This is a genomic window from Limnohabitans sp. 15K (assembly GCF_002778285.1).
Classification (GTDB): domain Bacteria; phylum Pseudomonadota; class Gammaproteobacteria; order Burkholderiales; family Burkholderiaceae_C; genus Limnohabitans_A.
On sequence record NZ_NESM01000001.1, the window covers coordinates 659,871 to 677,753 of the forward strand.

The following is a 17,883-nucleotide window of genomic DNA, read 5'->3' on the forward strand; positions in this document are numbered from 1 at the left end:
GCTCAACGCAGGGTTGATCAGGCAGTCACGCCTTTGGCAGTTTCCACGTACTCTTCAATCTGGTTGAAGTTCAGGTACTTGTAGATCGCTGCACCGTCCTTGTTCACCACGCCCATGGCTTCGTGGTACTCGGCCACGGTGGGGAACTTGCCCATCTTGGAGGTGATGGCAGCCAACTCGGCAGAAGCCAAGTACACGTTGGTGTTCTTGCCCAAACGGTTGGGGAAGTTGCGTGTGGAGGTCGACACCACGGTGGCGCCTTCGCGCACTTGGGCTTGGTTGCCCATGCACAAGGAGCAGCCTGGCATTTCAGTACGCGCACCGGCGGTACCAAATGCCGCGTAGTGACCTTCTTTGATCAGTTCGCTCTCGTCCATCTTGGTGGGCGGTGCCACCCACAATTTGACGGGGATATCGCGCTGACCGCCCAACAAGGTGGCCGCTGCACGGAAGTGACCGATGTTGGTCATGCAAGAGCCGATAAAAGCTTCGTCGATCTTGGTGCCAGACACTTCAGACAAGAACTTGGCGTCATCGGGGTCGTTCGGGCAGCAAACGATCGGCTCTTTGATGTCAGCCAAATCGATTTCGATGACGTGTGCGTACTCAGCATCTTTGTCGGCCTCGAGCAAGTTAGGCGCAGCCAACCATTGCTCCACCTTCTCGATGCGGCGGGCCAAAGTGCGTGCGTCAGCGTAACCGTCGGCAATCATGTTCTTCATCAACACCACGTTGGACTTCAGGTATTCCTCGACAGGCTCTTTGTTGAGCTTGATCGAGCAACCGGCGGCAGAACGCTCGGCAGACGCGTCAGACAATTCAAAAGCTTGTTCAACCTTGAGGTTGGGCAGGCCTTCGATTTCCAAGATGCGGCCAGAGAATTCGTTGATCTTGCCGGCCTTGGCCACCGTCAACAAACCTTGCTTGATCGCGTACAAGGGGATGGCATGCACCAAGTCGCGCAGTGTCACGCCAGGCTGCATTTCGCCTTTGAAACGCACCAGGATGGACTCGGGCATGTCCAAAGGCATCACGCCTGTGGCCGCACCGAAAGCCACCAAGCCAGAACCGGCCGGGAAGCTGATACCGATGGGGAAACGGGTGTGCGAGTCGCCACCTGTACCCACGGTGTCAGGCAACAACAAACGGTTGAGCCAGCTGTGGATCACGCCGTCACCTGGGCGCAATGAAACACCGCCTCGGTTGCTCATGAAAGCTGGCAGTTCGCGGTGCGTCATCACGTCCACCGACTTGGGATAAGCCGCTGTGTGGCAGAACGATTGCATGACCATGTCTGAAGAAAAGCCCAGGCAAGCCAAGTCTTTCAATTCGTCGCGGGTCATTGGGCCTGTGGTGTCTTGAGAACCCACGGTGGTCATCTTGGGTTCGCAGTAAGTACCTGGGCGAACGCCCTGGCCTTCTGGCAAACCGACCGCACGACCCACCATCTTTTGCGCCAGCGTGAAACCGGCTTTGGTGGTGATCGGTGTTGTAGGCAAACGGAACACGGTCGACGCTGGCAGACCCAAGAACTCACGCGCCTTGGCGGTCAAGCTGCGGCCGATGATGAGGTTGATACGGCCACCGGCACGCACTTCGTCAAAGAGCACATCGCTCTTGAGTTGGAACGTGGTGACGGTTTCGCCATTGCGCACGATCTTGCCTTCGTAGGGCAACACGTCCACCACATCGCCCATGTTCAGGGCGGTCACGTCCGCTTCGATGGGCAAAGCGCCAGAGTCTTCTTGGGTGTTGAAGAAGATGGGGGCGATCTTGCCGCCCAAGGTCACGCCACCGAAACGCTTGTTGGGCACAAAGGGAATGTCTTCACCGAAGCCCCAGATGATGCTGTTGGTGGCCGACTTGCGTGAGGAACCTGTGCCCACCACGTCGCCGACGTAAGAGACCAAATGGCCTTTTTTCTTCAGCTCTTCGATCATGGCCATAGGGCCACGCTTACCGTCTTCTTCAGGTTTGAAAGGTGCGCCTTCGCGGGTATTTTTGAGCATCGCCAAGTAGTGCAAGGGGATGTCTGGACGGCTCCAGGCGTCAGGCGCGGGCGACAGGTCGTCGGTGTTGGTCTCACCGGGCACCTTGAACACGGTGATGGTGATTTTTTTCTCGACTTCAGGACGGACCGTGAACCACTCGGCATCGGCCCAGCTTTGCATGACTTCTTTGGCTTTGGCGTTGCCGGCCTTGGCTTTTTCAGCGACATCGTTGAAGAAGTCGAACATCAACAAAGTTTTCTTCAAGGCTTCAGCGGACACAGCGGCCACTTCGGCGTCGTCGAGCAATTCGATCAGGGGGTGCACGTTGTAGCCGCCCACCATGGTGCCCAGCAATTCAGTGGCTTTGGACTTAGAGATCAAGCCCACTTTGATTTCGCCGTGCGCCACAGCCGCCAAGAAAGAGGCTTTGACTTTGGCTGCATCGTCCACGCCTGGTGGGACGCGGTAAGTCATCAAGTCCATCAAAAACGATTCTTCGCCAGCAGGGGGCGATTTGATCAGCTCGATCAATGCAGCCGTTTGCTTGGCATCCAAAGGCAAGGGTGGGATACCCAGCGCTGCGCGTTCGGCAGCATGTTCACGGTAGGCTTTCAACATGGTTTTTTCTCCTGTCAGTCAAGGTTTCAAGATTTATCGCCCCATGCCTGTCGTGTCGATCAGGCTGGGCGGGGGGTTGGATTTCATGTTTTCAGCAAAGGCCAATTGCTCGGCATTTGCACATTCATCGGCCATGCGACGGCCTTTGTTCTGGTCCATCAACATGGATTTATTGGCCAGCTGCAACCAAACGGTGCCCGCTTTGCGGTCTTCCAAACGGATCGCCCCTGTGCTGGTGGCAACAGGGTGCATGCGGTAACGGAAGCCTTTGCCATGCAAATAGAAATAACCGGGTTGCGCAGCATCGGCTTCCAATCGCACAGTGGTGCCCATTTCACAAGGCAATTGGCCTTTGTGAACACGCTCAGCGATGGCCAGTTCGTCGGGGCCCATCAAGGTGTCAGGCTCCGCTTGGCGAGCATTTTTCTTGGCCTTGGTGTTTTTGGCAGGCGGGGGCTGGGTCTTGGCAGCAGGGGCCGCAGAGGGCTTAGCGGGCGATTGCGACCAAGCTGGCACCGTGAAAAACAAAAGCGCGGTGCAAAGGGCTTGAAGAAAAAGGTGGGATGGCGTGCCACGGCCCATCGAATGCAAGAGTGTCATCACGTTGCACGCCTGGTTGGATGGCCGATTGAATGACCGATGACGGCAAAAAACGACTGCACTTCTTCAGGCAAACGGCGACCGGTTTGGTGTGCCCTTTCAATCAGTTGCCAGAAGAAACGGTAACTGGCCCTGTCGTGCAATTGGCCCCCATGGCTGATCGGTGCCCATTGGGCTGCCTGCGCGGCCAAAATGATCTCGCTGGCTTGGTCAATTTGGGCTTCGCTGGGCGCCATGGCTTCCAGAATGGGGCGAATCTGATCGGGGTGGATGCTCCACATGCGGGTGTAACCGAGCTCGCGGGCCGCTTTTTGTGCCGCAGTGCGGATGGCATCGGTGTTCTTGAATTCGGTCACCACGCAGTGCGAGGGCACTTTGCCGTGGGCATGGCACGCGCTGGCAATCTCGAGCTTGGCACGCAGCACCAAGGGATGGGTGAACTGGCCTTGGCCAGACATACCTTGGGCAGGAATGGCACCGCCGTGGGCCGAGACAAAGTCCATCAGCCCAAAACTCATGGATTGGACTCGCGGGTGCGCAGCAATCTCAAACGCGCGGTGGACCGCAGCGGGCGACTCGATCAACACATGCAACGCCAAATCTTTGGCACCGGCTTGAACCAAGGCTTGCTCGGCCCGTTGCACATCGGCCACTGACTCGACCTTGGGCACCATGATGTGCGTCAACCGGTGGGCAGCTTGTGCACCAATGGTGGCCATGTCGGCTTGAAAACTGGGGTGATCCACGGGGTGCACACGCACGGCCACGCGGGCCTCGGGTGCAGCACCCAATGCCAACTCGGTGACCAGCGCGGCATGCTCTGCCTCGCCGCCCACGGGGGCACCGTCTTCACAATCCAGGGTCACATCAAAGACGCAGGTTCCAAACTCTTGCGTCATTTCAGCTTGCAGCTGCAAGCTTTTGCGCATCCGCGCTTCGACACCGCTGTAATGGTCACAAACGGGCAGCTGAAAGCTGCCTGCTTGCGAACCCAACAGTACGTCGCGCGGATGGCTCACTCTCGTTCTCTGCTGAGAATCAGATCAAGTGGGCAACGCCAGCTTGCTCGTCGGTCAACTCTTTCAGAGTTTTGTCGATGCAGCCTTGGCTGAACGCGTCGATTTCCAAACCTTCGACCACTTTGTATTGGCCGTTTTCGCAGGTCACGGGGAAGCCAAACATGACGTCTTTAGGAATGCCGTACCAGCCTTGTGATGGGATACCCATGGTCACCCACTTGCCGTTGGTGCCCAAGGCCCAATCGCGCATGTGGTCGATGGCAGCGTTGGCAGCCGAAGCTGCAGAAGACAAACCACGCGCTTCGATGATGGCGGCACCGCGCTTGCCCACAGTGGGCAAGAACACGTTGGCATTCCACTCTTGGTCGTTGATCATGGCCTTGACCGACTCGCCTTGGATGGTGGCGAAACGGTAATCGGCGTACATCGTTGGCGAGTGGTTGCCCCACACGCACAATTTCTCAATGTCGGCCACGGCTTTGCCGGTCTTGGCAGCGATTTGTGACGCAGCGCGGTTGTGGTCCAAACGCAGCATGGCAGTGAAGTTGCCTGGCTTCAGATCTGGGGCGGCCTTCATGGCGATGTAAGCGTTGGTGTTGGCGGGGTTGCCCACCACCAGCACTTTGACGTCGCGCGAAGCCACGGCATTGAGGGCCTTGCCTTGCGCTGTGAAGATGGCGCCGTTGATGGCGAGCAATTCAGCGCGCTCCATGCCAGGGCCGCGTGGACGAGAGCCGACCAACAAAGCGTAGTCGACGTCTTTGAATGCCGTCATGGGGTCGCCATGGGCTTCCATACCCACCAGCAATGGGAAAGCGCAGTCTTCGAGTTCCATCATCACGCCCTTGAGCGCTTTTTGCGGGCCTTCGACAGGCACTTCGAGCAATTGCAGGATGACGGGCTGGTCTTTGCCCAGCATTTCCCCAGAGGCGATGCGGAACAACAATGCGTAACCGATTTGACCTGCTGCGCCGGTAACGGCAACGCGGACGGGCTTTTTGCTCATGGTGGATAACTCCAGAAGGTTGAAAAGAAGGGTTGCAGCCCACAACAGACAAATTCATCGCGAGGCTTGTCCATTAAAACGGACCCACGCTTGACGCCCCTGATTGAGCGAAAAACATGCGCAAACAACCCGCAAGTGTACCCGCGAAAACCTTCAATCGTCAATTTGTCTTATGTCTTATATAAGATATGATGCGGCACTTGACGACCCGCGCGTTCTCCCTTTTTCATGAACAACACCTCCTCATCGGCCGACGCCAGCGCAGCAGCAGAAGCTGCAGCTGTGCCAACCCCTGCTTTCAGCCCGCTGTACCAGCAAATCAAAGGGCTGATTTTGCAAAACCTGCAATCTGGGGAATGGAAACCCGGTGAATCCATCCCCAGCGAGATGGAGTTGGCCGCCCGCTACAGGGTCAGCCAAGGCACGGTCCGTAAAGCCATTGACGAGTTGGCGAGCGACCACTTGCTGGTGCGCAGGCAAGGAAAAGGCACTTTTGTGGCCACCCATTCTGAAGACCATGTGCAGTACCGTTTCTTGAAACTGGTACCGGACAGAGGCGATTTGGACTCAGAAGGGCCTGCCCAACGTGAAATTGTGGACTGCAAACGGTCCCGCGCCACAGCCGAAATCGCCAGAGCATTGGCTTTGCGCACTGGCGACGCCGTGCTGCAAGTCCGACGTGTGCTTTCTTTTGGCGGCAATCCCACCATTTTGGAAGACTTGTGGTTGCCCGCAGCGCCTTTCAAAGGGCTGACCGCTGAGCGACTGGCCGATTACCACGGCCCGATGTACGCCTTATTTGAAACCGAATTTGGCGTGCGCATGGTTCGCGCTGATGAAAAAATCCGTGCTCTGCTCCCCGACGAAACACAAAGCCAGTTGCTGAAAGTCAGCCCTAACACGCCTTTGCTCAGCGTCGAGCGCATTGCCTATACCTACAACGACACACCGATGGAGCTGCGCCGAGGCATTTACAGCACAGAGCACCACCACTACCGAAACGCCCTGAGTTGAGACATTTCAGCTCGAAAAATCACCCTGTCACGTTCGTGTGCAATGCTCCTGTCAGTTTGCTGCGTTGCAATAGAATCACCCACGTTTAACACCTGCAACTTCTACGCGTTAATCCAGAAAGTACCCTCATGACCGAACTCGCGCGCAAGCGGCCTGAATTCCGCAACATCAACGCCTTGAAAGATTTGCCGAGCTACCGCCTTCCGGTGGCAGGCATTGTGTCGATTCTTCACCGCATCAGTGGTTTCCTCATGTTTTTGTTGATGCCACTCATCATTTGGATGTTTGACAGCTCGATCACCTCCGAAATTTCGTTTGCCAAGCTCTCGGCCGCTTTCAACATTGGCATGGGCTTTGTGCCAGGCTGGTTCATGAAATTGGTCGCACTGGCCCTGATCTGGGCTTACTTGCACCACTTCATTGCAGGTCTTCGCCATTTGTACATGGACATGTTCCACGCCGTGACCAAAGAGTTCGGCAAATCTTCGGCCATCGTCACATTGGTTCTGAGCATTGGCCTGACGGCCGTCTTGGGCGCCAAGATGTTCGGTTTGTACTGATCTGCCCCAAAACAACAAAAAGGAAACCCCACTATGTCCGTGAATTACGGCTCCAAACGCATCGTCACCGGTGCTGGCTACGGCTTTCGTGACTGGCTTGCCCAGCGCGTGACGGCCTCCTTGATGGCCCTCTTCACCGTGATCTTGCTGATTCAAGTGATCTTCACCTCGGGCCCGATCGGTTACGAAGAATGGGCTGGCATTTTTGCCTCTCAATGGATGAAGGTCTTGACCTTCTGCGTGATCATTTCCTTGCTGTACCACGTCTGGGTGGGCATGCGTGACATTTGGATGGACTACGTCAAGCCCCTGGCCGTGCGCCTGGTTTTGCATGTTTTCACCCTCGTTTGGCTGATCGGCTGTGCTGGCTGGTCTGTTCAAGCACTGTGGCGCCTTTGAGTCGTCCATCACCGCTTGTCATTGCGCTGAACCCCTACCTACCAAGATAAACCATGAGCTATACCAAAGACAAAATCACCACCCGCAAGTTTGATGTCGTGATCATCGGCGCCGGTGGTTCGGGCATGCGTGCCTCGCTGCAGCTGGCCCGCGCAGGCCTCAATGTCGCCGTGCTGTCCAAAGTGTTCCCTACCCGTTCGCACACCGTGGCTGCCCAAGGCGGCATCGGTGCTTCGCTGGGCAACATGTCCGACGACAACTGGCACTACCACTTCTACGACACCATCAAGGGCTCCGACTGGCTCGGCGACCAAGATGCCATCGAATTCATGTGCCGCGAAGCGCCCAAGGTCGTTTACGACCTGGAGCACATGGGCATGCCTTTCGACCGCAACCCCGATGGCACGATTTACCAGCGCCCATTTGGCGGCCACACCGCCAACTACGGTGAAAAGCCGGTGCAACGTGCTTGCGCTGCCGCTGACCGTACCGGTCACGCCATGCTGCACACCCTGTACCAGCAAAACGTCGCCGCCAAAACCAGCTTCTTCGTCGAGTGGATGGCCCTGGACCTGATCCGCGATGCCGAAGGCGACGTGGTCGGTGTGACCGCTCTCGAAATGGAAACCGGCGATCTGCACGTCTTGCACGCTAAAACCGTTTTGATGGCCACCGGTGGTGCAGGCCGCATTTATGCCGCTTCCACCAACGCTTTCATCAACACCGGTGACGGCCTGGGCATGGCAGCGCGTGCAGGCATTCCATTGGAAGACATGGAGTTCTGGCAATTCCACCCCACCGGCGTGGCCGGTGCTGGCGTGTTGTTGACTGAAGGCTGCCGCGGCGAAGGCGCGATCTTGCTCAACAGCAATGGCGAGCGCTTCATGGAGCGCTATGCGCCCACCTTGAAAGACTTGGCACCGCGTGACTTCGTGTCCCGCTGCATGGACCAAGAAATCAAGGAAGGCCGTGGCTGCGGACCCAACAAAGACTACGTCATGCTCAAGTTGGACCACTTGGGTGCCGACACGATCCACAAGCGTCTGCCCTCGGTGTACGAAATCGGCGTCAACTTCGCCAACGTCGACATCACCAAAGAGCCCATCCCGGTGGTGCCCACCATCCACTACCAGATGGGTGGCATCCCCACCAACATCAACGGCCAGGTGGTGACCCAAACCGCCACCGACCACAATGCGGTGGTCAATGGCCTCTACGCTGTGGGCGAATGCTCTTGCGTGTCAGTGCACGGCGCCAACCGCCTGGGCACCAACTCGCTGCTCGACCTCTTGGTGTTCGGCCGCGCCGCAGGCAACCACATTGTCGACTTCGCCTCCAAAACCAAGTCGCACAAAGACCTGCCAGCCGATGCCACAGACCAAACACTCGAGCGCTTGAACAAGCTCGAAGGCCGTGGCGGTGAATATGCCCAAGACGTGGCCAACGACATGCGCGCCACCATGCAGTTGCACGCTGGCGTGTTCCGCACTCAAGCCGCCATGGATGAAGGCGTCCAAAAGATCGCTGCGATCCGTGAACGCGTCAATGCGATCGGCCTGAAGGACACTTCCAAAGTGTTCAACACAGCCCGCATCGAAGCCCTGGAAGTGGAAAACTTGATCGAAGCTGCACAGTCCACCATGGTGTCGGCTGCTGCCCGCCGCGAATGCCGTGGCGCCCACACCGTGAGCGACTATGAGCGTCCAGTAGACGACGCCGTCGCGCCACTGGGACGCGACGATGCCAACTGGATGAAACACACCCTGTGGCACAGCGCCGACAACAGCTTGACTTACAAGCCGGTCAAGCTCAAGCCCCTCACGGTGGACTCTGTGCCACCCAAGGTCCGTACCTTCTAAAGATTGCCTGGACCGCCCACACCCAGTGGCGGTCCACCCCCCGAATACACCAGGAGTTCTTTCATGACCCTACGCACTTTCCAAATCTACCGCTACGACCCAGACAAGGACGCCAAGCCCTACATGCAAACCATCCAGGTGGAGCTGGACGGCAATGAACGCATGTTGCTCGACGCCCTGATGAAGCTCAAGGCCGTGGACCCCTCCATTTCCTTCCGCCGCTCTTGCCGCGAAGGCGTCTGCGGTTCGGACGCGATGAACATCAACGGCAAAAACGGTCTGGCATGTTTGACCAACATGAACACCCTGCCCGGCACCATTGTTCTGAAGCCCCTGCCCGGCCTGCCCGTGATCCGCGACGTGATCGTGGACATGACCCAGTTTTTCAAGCAATACCACTCGATCAAGCCCTACCTGATCAACAGCACCATTCCGCCTGAGACCGAGCGCCTGCAAAGCCCGGAAGAGCGTGACGAGCTGAACGGTTTGTACGAGTGCATTTTGTGCGCCAGCTGCTCGACCAGCTGCCCCAGCTTTTGGTGGAACCCCGACAAGTTCGTGGGCCCAGCTGGTTTGCTGCAGGCTTACCGCTTCATCGCCGACAGCCGTGACGAAGCCACAGCCGAGCGCCTAGACAACTTGGAAGACCCCTACCGTTTGTTCCGCTGCCATACCATCATGAATTGCGTCGATGTTTGCCCTAAGGGTCTGAACCCCACCAAAGCCATCGGTAAAATCAAAGAGATGATGGTTCGCCGCGCAGTCTAATGACCGTAACGCCCATCCTGGAAGACGCGTCACTGGTTGGCGCTGACCGCCAAGCGCCTTTGAGCGAACGGTCACTCAGCAAGCTGCGCTGGCGCAGCCGTCGAGGCCTGCTCGAAAATGATTTGTTCATTGAGCGCTTTTTCAACCGTCATGCTGCAAGTTTGTCGGTTGGTCAAGCCCGGGGCATGTACGTGCTGATGGACTTGTCAGACAACGATCTCATGGACTTGCTGTTGCGTCGTAAGGAACTACAGCCTGAGATCAGCACCGAAGAGGTGTGTGAAGTCCTGGACATGTTGAGAGCGTGAACCGAACAGGTTCAACCCCCTGAATTTTTGAGGAAACCCACCATGAAACTCGCCGATAACAAAGCCACCCTGTCGTTCTCCAACGGCAGCCCCAGCATCGAGATGCCCGTCTACTCCGGCAACATCGGTCCTGACGTCATTGACATCCGCAAGCTGTACGGCCAAAGCGGCATGTTCACTTACGACCCGGGCTTCCTGTCGACGGCCTCATGCCAGTCGGCCATCACCTACATCGATGGCGACAAAGGCGAGCTGTTGTACCGTGGTTACCCCATCGAACAACTGGCCAACAAGGTTGACTATTTGGACACCTGCTATTTGTTGTTGAACGGTGAATTGCCTGTCGGCCAGCAAAGCAAAGACTTTCACAAGTTGGTGAACAACCACACCATGGTGAATGAGCAGTTGCAGTTCTTCCTGCGAGGTTTCCGCCGCGATGCCCACCCCATGGCCGTTTTGACCGGTCTGATTGGCGCTTTGTCGGCCTTCTACCATGACAGCACCGACATCAACAACCCAGAGCACCGCCACATTGCAGCGATCCGCCTGATCGCCAAAATGCCTACCCTGGTGTCGATGGCTTACAAGTACGGCGTGGGCCAGCCCTACATGTACCCCCAGAACAACCTGAGCTATGCAGGTAACTTCTTGCGCATGATGTTTGGTACCCCTTGCGAAGAGTATGTGGTCAACCCTGTGCTCGAGCGCGCCATGGACCGCATCTTCACCCTGCACGCAGACCACGAGCAAAACGCTTCCACGTCGACTGTGCGTCTGTGCGGCTCGTCTGGCACCAATCCGTTTGCGGCCATCGCTGCGGGCGTCGCTTGCTTGTGGGGCCCTGCCCACGGTGGCGCCAACGAAGCTTGCCTGAACATGCTGGAAGACATCCAAAAAATGGGTGGCATCTCCAAAGTGGGCGAGTTCATGGAAAAGGTCAAAGACAAGAACTCCGGCGTCAAGCTCATGGGCTTCGGTCACCGCGTTTACAAAAACTACGACCCCCGCGCCAAGTTGATGCAAGAAACTTGCGACGAAGTGCTGAAAGAACTGGGCCTGGAAAACGACCCGCTGTTCAAGTTGGCCAAAGCCTTGGAAAAAATCGCCTTGGAAGACGACTACTTCGTCAGCCGCAAGCTCTACCCCAACGTGGACTTCTACTCTGGCATCGTGCAACGCGCCATCGGCATTCCAGTGAACCTGTTCACCGGTGTGTTCGCCCTGGCCCGCACTGTCGGCTGGATCGCACAGTTGAACGAAATGATCAGCGACCCCGAGTACAAAATCGGCCGCCCACGTCAGCTGTTCACCGGCTCCCCACGCCGCGACGTGCAGCGTTGATCGGTTTTCAACCGAACCCCGAAAGCCCGCCTTGTGCGGGCTTTTTCATGAGAAAAACCAGCACTTGAGCGGTTGGGGCCCGGGGCTGTCAGGCCGATTTGCTGGCGCGAAGCGACTGATGAGGCCTGGCAGCCCCGGGCCCCGGCCGCTCAAGTCACCGCAGCGACCAAAACGCCATGGCAGAAGGCCCAATGAAGGCCGCCTATCCGCATAAAATGGCAGGCTGCACAGCAAGGAAACCCCATGGCACGCACGCTCTACGACAAAATCTGGGACGAACACGTCGTCCACACCGAAGAAGACGGCACCTCCGTCCTGTACATCGACCGTCACCTGGTGCACGAAGTCACCAGCCCGCAAGCCTTTGAGGGCCTGCGCCAAGCCGGCCGCAAAGTTTGGCGCGTCAGCTCTATCGTGGCCACAGCCGACCACAACACGCCCACCACCGGCTGGGAGTTGGGCTACGACGGCATCACCGACCCGATCAGCAAAGAGCAAATCACCACGCTGGACGCCAACATGAAGGAATCCGGCTCGGCCGCATTCTTCCCCTTCTTGTCCAAGCGCCAGGGCATCGTGCACGTCATTGGCCCTGAAAACGGCGCCACCCTGCCCGGCATGACCGTGGTTTGCGGCGACAGCCACACCTCCACCCACGGCGCTTTTGGCGCACTGGCCCACGGCATCGGCACCTCCGAAGTCGAACACGTCATGGCCACACAAACCCTCTTGGCCAAAAAAGCCAAGAACATGCTCATCAAGGTCGAAGGCACGCTGGCCAAAGGCCTCACGGGCAAAGACATCGTGCTGGCTATCATCGGCAAGATCGGCACCGCGGGCGGCACCGGCTACACCATTGAATTTGCAGGTTCGGCCATCCGGGCACTCAGCATGGAAGGCCGGATGACGGTCTGCAACATGGCCATCGAAGGCGGCGCACGCGCTGGCCTCGTGGCGGTGGACGAAAAAACCATCGAGTACGTCAAAGGCCGTTTGCTCTCGCCCACGGGTGTGGAGTGGGACCACGCCGTGGCGTACTGGAAGACCCTGCAGTCCGACCCCGGCGCGCACTTTGACGCAGTGGTCGAGCTGGACGCCAGCACCATCGTGCCCCAAGTCACCTGGGGCACTTCGCCCGAGATGGTGCTGGGCATCGACGGCCACACGCCTGACCCCGACAAAGAAAAAGACGATGTCAAGCGCGACGCCATTGAGCGCGCACTGACTTACATGGGCCTGCAGCCGGGCAAAGCTTTGTCAGACATCACCATCGACAAGGTCTTCATCGGTTCGTGCACCAACAGCCGCATCGAAGACATGCGCGAAGCCGCAGCTGTGGTCAAAAAACTCGGCCAAAAAGTCGCCAAGAACGTCAAGCTGGCCATGGTGGTGCCTGGCTCTGGCTTGGTGAAAGAGCAAGCCGAACGCGAAGGCCTTCACGAAATTTTCAAGGCCGCAGGTTTTGAGTGGCGTGAACCCGGTTGCTCCATGTGCCTGGCCATGAACGCCGACCGCCTGGAACCCGGCGAGCGCTGCGCATCGACGTCCAACCGCAACTTCGAAGGCCGTCAAGGCGCGGGCGGCCGCACCCACTTGGTCAGCCCAGCCATGGCCGCTGCGGCTGCTGTGCACGGCCACTTTGTCGACATCCGCAAATTCGCCTGAAGCGTTCGAGGAATCACACCATGCAGAAATTCACCCTCCTCAAAGGCCTGGTGGCCCCGATGGACCGCGCCAACGTGGACACCGACGCCATCATTCCCAAGCAGTTCCTCAAGTCGATCCGAAAAACCGGCTTTGGCCCCAACCTGTTCGACGAATGGCGCTACTTGGACGTGGGCTTTCCCGGCCAGGACCCGGCCAGCCGCAAGCCCAATCCGGACTTCGTGCTGAACCAGCCGCGCTACCAAGGCGCGAGCGTCTTGTTGGCCCGCAAGAACTTTGGCTGCGGTTCTTCGCGTGAACACGCGCCCTGGGCCATCGACCAATACGGCTTTCGCTGCGTGATCGCACCCAGCTTTGCCGACATCTTCTTCAACAACTGCTTCAAAAACGGCTTGCTGCCCATCGTGCTGCCCGAAGCTGTGGTGGCCAAGTTGTTTGACGAAGTGGCGGCATTCCCAGGCTACGAGCTCACGGTGGACTTGGAGCGCCAAGTGGTGGTGCGCCCTCAAGGCGAAGAGACCCCGTTCGAAGTGCAGGCCTTCCGCAAGTACTGCTTGCTCAACGGTCTGGACGACATTGGCCTGACTTTGCGGCACGCCGACAAGATCAAGGCTTATGAAGCGGAACGCCTGGCCACCAAGCCCTGGCTGGCGCACACCGCTGTCAACGCATAACAAGACCACAGGAACCCCCATGAAAATCGCAGTCCTCCCCGGTGATGGCATCGGCACCGAAATCGTCGCCGAAGCCGTCAAAGTTCTGAACACGCTCGACCTGAAGTTCGAGATGGAAACCGCCTTGGTTGGCGGCGCGGCTTATGACGCCTTTGGCCACCCCCTGCCCGAAGCCACGCTCAAGCTGGCGATGGACAGTGATGCCGTGCTGTTTGGCGCGGTGGGCGACTGGAAGTACGACACCCTCGATCGCCCCCTACGCCCCGAGCAAGCGATTTTGGGTCTGCGCAAAAACATGGGCCTGTTTGCCAACTTCCGTCCCGCCATTTGCTACGAGCAACTGGTGGGTGCATCCAGCCTCAAGCCCGAATTGATCGCGGGTTTGGACATCCTGATCATCCGCGAGCTGACCGGTGACATTTACTTCGGCCAGCCGCGCGGCCGCCGCATTGCGACCGATGGCCACTTCCCAGGTGCCGAAGAAGCCTTCGACACCATGCGTTACTCCAAACCCGAGATCGAGCGGATTGCCCATGTGGCCTTCCAGGCGGCCCGCAAGCGCAAAGCCGCTGGCAAAGAGGGCCGTGTGACCAGCGTGGACAAAGCCAACGTGCTCGAGACCTTCCAGTTCTGGAAAGACGTGGTCACTGCAGTCGGCAAAGAGTACCCCGACATTGCCTTGGACCACATGTACGTGGACAACGCAGCCATGCAGCTGGTCAAGGAACCCAAGCGTTTTGACGTGGTGGTCACCGGCAACATGTTCGGCGACATCTTGAGCGATGAAGCCTCGATGCTCACAGGGTCGATTGGCATGCTGCCCTCGGCCAGCTTGAACACGAAGAACCAGGGCCTGTACGAACCCAGCCACGGCAGTGCCCCCGACATCGCGGGCAAAGGCGTGGCCAACCCACTGGCCACCATCCTGAGTGCGGCCATGATGCTTCGTTTCAGCCTGAACCAAGGCGAAGCCGCTGAGCGCATCGAAGCGGCTGTGCAAAAAGTGCTGGCCCAAGGCCTGCGCACAGGCGACATCTGGAGCGAAGGCACCACCAAAGTCGGCACCCGCGAAATGGGTGACGCGGTAGTCAAAGCCCTCGGCTGATCACACCTCAAGAAACAAAGCCCGGCACCTGCGAAGGTGACCGGGCTTTTTTTATGCCAAAAATGCAGCGTGTCAGTCTTGCCCCATGCGCACCAGCCGCCCGGGGCGGGCTTCGGTGATCTCGCCTTCACGTTGCACCTGCTCGCCTGCCACCCAAGTGGCGACATAGCCCTCGGCCTTTTGCACAAAGCGCTTGCCACCTGCGGGCAAGTCGCGCACCAAGCGGGGCAAGCCCACACTCAGGCGGGCCGGGTCGATGGCGTTCAGATCGGCACGCATGCCCTCGGCGATCACGCCCCGGTCTGACAAGCCCAAATAACGGGCATTGCGGCTCGTGAGCATTTCCACCGCCGTCTCCAGCGCTATGGATTTACGTCCGCGGTCGCGCACCCAATGCGTGAGCATGAAGGTAGTGAAACTGGCATCACACACCGTGCCCACATGCGCGCCCGCGTCGCTCAGGCTGCTGAGCGCACGCGGGTGATCCAGCATGCGGCGCACGGCATCGAGCGATCCCTCGTTGTAGTTGAAGATCGGGAAATAGATCAGGCCTTCGCCGTTGCCCGCGCACAGGTGGTCATAAATCACCGCCAAAGGCGAGACACCCGCCTGCTTGGCGCGCACCAAAAAGCTCTGCATGACCGAAGGCTCGTAATTGAGCGTGTCTTCGAGTGCAAACATGCGTCCGCTGATGAGGTCGATCTTGGCCAGCAAAATGTCCACCAACGGCGGGATCGCGCTGCCGTCCCCGGCCAGGCGCTCGGACTTTTCAGACAGGATGCGGGCCTTGCGGGCGGGGTCGCGCAAGGCTTCGGCGCGTTGTGCCAGCGGCAAATGCGCCACCTCTTTGTAAGACGGAAAACCCATGAAAGGGTGAAAGCTGGCATCCAAGCCATTGAGCACACCGATGCCGCGAACAGCGGTCTGCATGTACAAAGGCAGGCCTGCCTTCACCGCAGCTTCGACCCGCTCTTGGATCTTCAGGTACTGCTCTCCACCGGGGTCACGCTGCAGCCAGGTCATGGACACTGGCTTGCCGCTGGCCCGCGCCAGTGCCTCCACACAATCGAACTCGGCGTCGAAGGGGTCTGGGCCGTTCATCAAGTTGAAGTCGCTCACGATCTGCACCACGCCGTGCCTCAGGCCTTCAAAAGCTTGCGCCAACCCGGTCAGCTCTTCTTGGCCTGCGTTGGCTGCAGGCGTGTCCTTGCCCTCGGACGTGCGGTGGTTGTCGCTGCGCCCTGTGCTGAAGCCGGCGGCGCCTGCCTGCAGGGCTTCGCGCAGCAAGGCTTGCATGGCCTGAATGTCTTGGGCCGTGGCCTTCTCGTGGGCCAGCGCCCGCTCGCCCATCACGAACATGCGCAAGGGGTCGTGCGGCACCTGCACCAAGTAGTCCAAGCTGCGCGGCGTGGCCGCCAGCGCGTCCATGTACTGCGGAAAACTTTCCCAGTTCCAGCGGATGCCTTCGTGCAGCGCCGCACCCGGAATGTCCTCCACGCCTTCCATCAGCTTGACCAGGTCGTCCTCATGCCCTGGGCGTTTGGGGGCAAAGCCCACGCCGCAGTTGCCCATGACCAGCGTGGTCACGCCATGGTAGATGCTGGGTGTGAAGCTTTCGTCCCAAGTGACTTGTCCGTCGTAGTGGGTGTGGATGTCCACAAAGCCGGGGGTGATCCACAAACCTGTTGCATCCAGCGTTTGCCGGGCAGGCTCGTCCACCTGGCCCACCGCCACAATGCGGCCGCCGCGCACGCCCACATCGGCCACACGCGCTGGTGCGCCAGTACCGTCAACGACGGTGCCGTTTTTAACCAACCAATCGAGCATCTTTTTTCTTCCAATAAATAGCCAATCCCAGGCCGCTCACGATGTGCCAAATGCCCCACAGACTGGCCAGTGTGACCATCCCTAAGTCACTTCCAAACTGTACCGCGATGATGCCCAGCGCCAGACCGGAGTTCTGCATGCCGCCTTCGATCATGATGGCCCGGCGGTCGCGAGCGCTCATGCCCATGGCCATGCTGGTGGCCCAGCCCAAAAACAAGCCGCTGGCGTTGTGCAGCACCACGATCAACAAGGTGGGCAAGAGGCCCAGGGTCAGCAATTGACGCTCCTTGATCAGGCCCGCCACGATGAACAAGATCAGCGCGGCCACGGCAAAGTTGCCCAGCGGCTTGCGGATGCGTTGTGTGAGTGCAGGCAGGCGGTGCGAAAAGACCAAACCCAGCGCCAGCGGAATGCCGAGCAGCGCCACCAGACTCAGCCAGATGCCCGACGGGTCGATCGACAGCTGGCGCAACCAAGACGCGGTTTCGGGGTTGGCCGCGATCATCCAGCTGAAGTTGAAGGGGGTGGCAAACAGCGCGATCACGCTGGCCACCGCAGAGATGCTGACCGACAGCGCCGTGTTGCCGCGCCCCATGTGGGTGATCACGTTGCTCAGGCTCCCGCCCGGGCAGGCCGCCACCAAAATCATGGCCGCCTCGATGTTGGCAGGCAAGTCCAGCACCAGCGTGGCGAGCCAAGTGCCCACGGGCAGCAAGATGAACTGGGGGATCAGCCCACACACCACCGCGCGAGGGCTTTGGGCGACTCGCCGGAAATCCTCGATCCGCAGTTCCAGCGAGACCGAAAACACCATGGTCGCCAGCACCAGGCTCAAAATCAATTGTTGTGCATTCATGCGTACTTCCTTTTAAAAAGTATAGACAACATCGAAGCCTCAAAAGCAAAGGGTTTACGCGCAGGCCAGCTGCCGTGCCCTCGGGTCCAGACAAGGCCATCCGCTACAATATTCATCTATGTTTCACACCTGCATGTCCTCTTGGAAACCTTCAAACACCGCTTGGGTGGCTGCTGGTGCGCGTGTGACTTCCACAAAAACGACGACCATTAAGGGCTGATCCAGTCTGGTTCGTCGTGCGCCCCCCGGCCAGACGAGCCGGGCAAACAGTCT

General features: G+C 58.8%; 16 protein-coding genes. 10 read left to right on the forward strand and 6 right to left on the reverse strand.

Going from position 1 to position 17,883, the window contains the following annotated elements; all coding sequences use genetic code 11:
* Positions 1-17 precede the first annotated feature (17 nt).
* The 4 genes from acnB to B9Z40_RS03095 are packed head-to-tail and all read right to left on the reverse strand — an operon-like array spanning position 18 to position 5,234.
* On the reverse strand, positions 18-2,609 hold the full coding sequence (gene acnB / locus B9Z40_RS03080) for a bifunctional aconitate hydratase 2/2-methylisocitrate dehydratase (RefSeq protein ID WP_100171835.1): 2,592 nt from the start codon (positions 2,607-2,609) through the stop codon (positions 18-20).
* Between the two features lie 33 nt (positions 2,610-2,642).
* Positions 2,643-3,209, reverse strand: a complete 567-nt coding sequence (locus B9Z40_RS03085; RefSeq protein ID WP_233204766.1) for a hypothetical protein — start codon at positions 3,207-3,209, stop codon at positions 2,643-2,645.
* Positions 3,209-4,228 (reverse strand): CoA ester lyase, encoded by a 1,020-nt coding sequence (locus B9Z40_RS03090; RefSeq protein WP_100171836.1) that lies wholly within the window; start codon positions 4,226-4,228, stop codon positions 3,209-3,211. Before B9Z40_RS03090 ends, B9Z40_RS03085 begins: the two co-directional genes overlap by 1 nt.
* 19 nt (positions 4,229-4,247) lie before the next feature.
* A complete protein-coding gene (locus B9Z40_RS03095) occupies positions 4,248-5,234 on the reverse strand; it encodes a malate dehydrogenase (protein WP_100171837.1) in 987 nt (328 codons plus the stop codon).
* A gap of 228 nt (positions 5,235-5,462) precedes the next feature.
* On the opposite strand from B9Z40_RS03095, the gene B9Z40_RS03100 reads away from it, so the two are divergent.
* From B9Z40_RS03100 to leuB, 10 genes are all read left to right on the forward strand, one after another.
* Entirely contained in the window at positions 5,463-6,248 is a 786-nt protein-coding gene (locus tag B9Z40_RS03100; RefSeq protein ID WP_100171838.1) for a GntR family transcriptional regulator, read from the forward strand.
* 128 nt (positions 6,249-6,376) lie between these two features.
* The gene (gene sdhC, locus B9Z40_RS03105) at positions 6,377-6,808 is read left to right on the forward strand and encodes a succinate dehydrogenase, cytochrome b556 subunit (protein WP_100171839.1); all 432 of its coding nucleotides are present in this window, start codon (positions 6,377-6,379) and stop codon (positions 6,806-6,808) included.
* Between the two features lie 33 nt (positions 6,809-6,841).
* Positions 6,842-7,207, forward strand: a complete 366-nt coding sequence (sdhD, locus tag B9Z40_RS03110; protein WP_100171840.1) for a succinate dehydrogenase, hydrophobic membrane anchor protein — start codon at positions 6,842-6,844, stop codon at positions 7,205-7,207.
* 53 nt (positions 7,208-7,260) lie between these two features.
* Positions 7,261-9,066: a succinate dehydrogenase flavoprotein subunit gene (gene sdhA / locus B9Z40_RS03115; protein ID WP_100171841.1), complete on the forward strand. Its 1,806-nt coding sequence runs from the start codon at positions 7,261-7,263 to the stop codon at positions 9,064-9,066.
* A gap of 63 nt (positions 9,067-9,129) precedes the next feature.
* The gene (locus B9Z40_RS03120; protein WP_019427020.1) at positions 9,130-9,834 is read left to right on the forward strand and encodes a succinate dehydrogenase iron-sulfur subunit; all 705 of its coding nucleotides are present in this window, start codon (positions 9,130-9,132) and stop codon (positions 9,832-9,834) included.
* Complete coding sequence (locus tag B9Z40_RS03125; RefSeq protein ID WP_100171842.1) at positions 9,834-10,142, forward strand: succinate dehydrogenase assembly factor 2; 309 nt, start codon at positions 9,834-9,836, stop codon at positions 10,140-10,142. The genes B9Z40_RS03120 and B9Z40_RS03125 overlap by 1 nt, the downstream gene beginning before the upstream one ends.
* 42 nt (positions 10,143-10,184) lie before the next feature.
* Positions 10,185-11,483 (forward strand): citrate synthase, encoded by a 1,299-nt coding sequence (locus B9Z40_RS03130; protein ID WP_100171843.1) that lies wholly within the window; start codon positions 10,185-10,187, stop codon positions 11,481-11,483.
* Positions 11,484-11,726: 243 nt separating this feature from the next.
* Positions 11,727-13,148, forward strand: coding sequence for a 3-isopropylmalate dehydratase large subunit (leuC, locus tag B9Z40_RS03135; protein WP_100171844.1), 1,422 nt, complete (start codon positions 11,727-11,729; stop codon positions 13,146-13,148).
* Between the two features lie 20 nt (positions 13,149-13,168).
* Complete coding sequence (gene leuD, locus B9Z40_RS03140; RefSeq protein WP_100171845.1) at positions 13,169-13,822, forward strand: 3-isopropylmalate dehydratase small subunit; 654 nt, start codon at positions 13,169-13,171, stop codon at positions 13,820-13,822.
* Positions 13,823-13,841: 19 nt separating this feature from the next.
* Positions 13,842-14,927: a 3-isopropylmalate dehydrogenase gene (gene leuB, locus B9Z40_RS03145; RefSeq protein WP_100171846.1), complete on the forward strand. Its 1,086-nt coding sequence runs from the start codon at positions 13,842-13,844 to the stop codon at positions 14,925-14,927.
* Between the two features lie 72 nt (positions 14,928-14,999).
* Here the strand turns inward: leuB and B9Z40_RS03150 are convergent, their stop codons facing one another.
* Both B9Z40_RS03150 and B9Z40_RS03155 read right to left on the reverse strand, forming a co-directional pair.
* Complete coding sequence (locus B9Z40_RS03150) at positions 15,000-16,754, reverse strand: amidohydrolase family protein (RefSeq protein ID WP_100171847.1); 1,755 nt, start codon at positions 16,752-16,754, stop codon at positions 15,000-15,002.
* Positions 16,735-17,610 (reverse strand): bile acid:sodium symporter family protein, encoded by an 876-nt coding sequence (locus tag B9Z40_RS03155; protein WP_100171848.1) that lies wholly within the window; start codon positions 17,608-17,610, stop codon positions 16,735-16,737. The genes B9Z40_RS03150 and B9Z40_RS03155 overlap by 20 nt, the downstream gene beginning before the upstream one ends.
* Positions 17,611-17,883: the final 273 nt, after the last annotated feature.

Coding starts and splice junctions, on each gene's coding strand:
- B9Z40_RS03130 (WP_100171843.1), top strand. CDS start 10,185: ATGAAACTCGCCGATAACAAAGCCACCCTGTCGTTCTCCAACGGCAGC.
- B9Z40_RS03100 (WP_100171838.1), top strand. CDS start 5,463: ATGAACAACACCTCCTCATCGGCCGACGCCAGCGCAGCAGCAGAAGCT.
- B9Z40_RS03095 (WP_100171837.1), bottom strand. CDS start 5,234: ATGAGCAAAAAGCCCGTCCGCGTTGCCGTTACCGGCGCAGCAGGTCAA.
- acnB (WP_100171835.1), bottom strand. CDS start 2,609: ATGTTGAAAGCCTACCGTGAACATGCTGCCGAACGCGCAGCGCTGGGT.
- B9Z40_RS03120 (WP_019427020.1), top strand. CDS start 9,130: ATGACCCTACGCACTTTCCAAATCTACCGCTACGACCCAGACAAGGAC.
- sdhA (WP_100171841.1), top strand. CDS start 7,261: ATGAGCTATACCAAAGACAAAATCACCACCCGCAAGTTTGATGTCGTG.
- B9Z40_RS03085 (WP_233204766.1), bottom strand. CDS start 3,209: ATGACACTCTTGCATTCGATGGGCCGTGGCACGCCATCCCACCTTTTT.
- sdhC (WP_100171839.1), top strand. CDS start 6,377: ATGACCGAACTCGCGCGCAAGCGGCCTGAATTCCGCAACATCAACGCC.
- B9Z40_RS03155 (WP_100171848.1), bottom strand. CDS start 17,610: ATGAATGCACAACAATTGATTTTGAGCCTGGTGCTGGCGACCATGGTG.
- sdhD (WP_100171840.1), top strand. CDS start 6,842: ATGTCCGTGAATTACGGCTCCAAACGCATCGTCACCGGTGCTGGCTAC.
- leuD (WP_100171845.1), top strand. CDS start 13,169: ATGCAGAAATTCACCCTCCTCAAAGGCCTGGTGGCCCCGATGGACCGC.
- B9Z40_RS03150 (WP_100171847.1), bottom strand. CDS start 16,754: ATGCTCGATTGGTTGGTTAAAAACGGCACCGTCGTTGACGGTACTGGC.
- leuB (WP_100171846.1), top strand. CDS start 13,842: ATGAAAATCGCAGTCCTCCCCGGTGATGGCATCGGCACCGAAATCGTC.
- B9Z40_RS03125 (WP_100171842.1), top strand. CDS start 9,834: ATGACCGTAACGCCCATCCTGGAAGACGCGTCACTGGTTGGCGCTGAC.
- leuC (WP_100171844.1), top strand. CDS start 11,727: ATGGCACGCACGCTCTACGACAAAATCTGGGACGAACACGTCGTCCAC.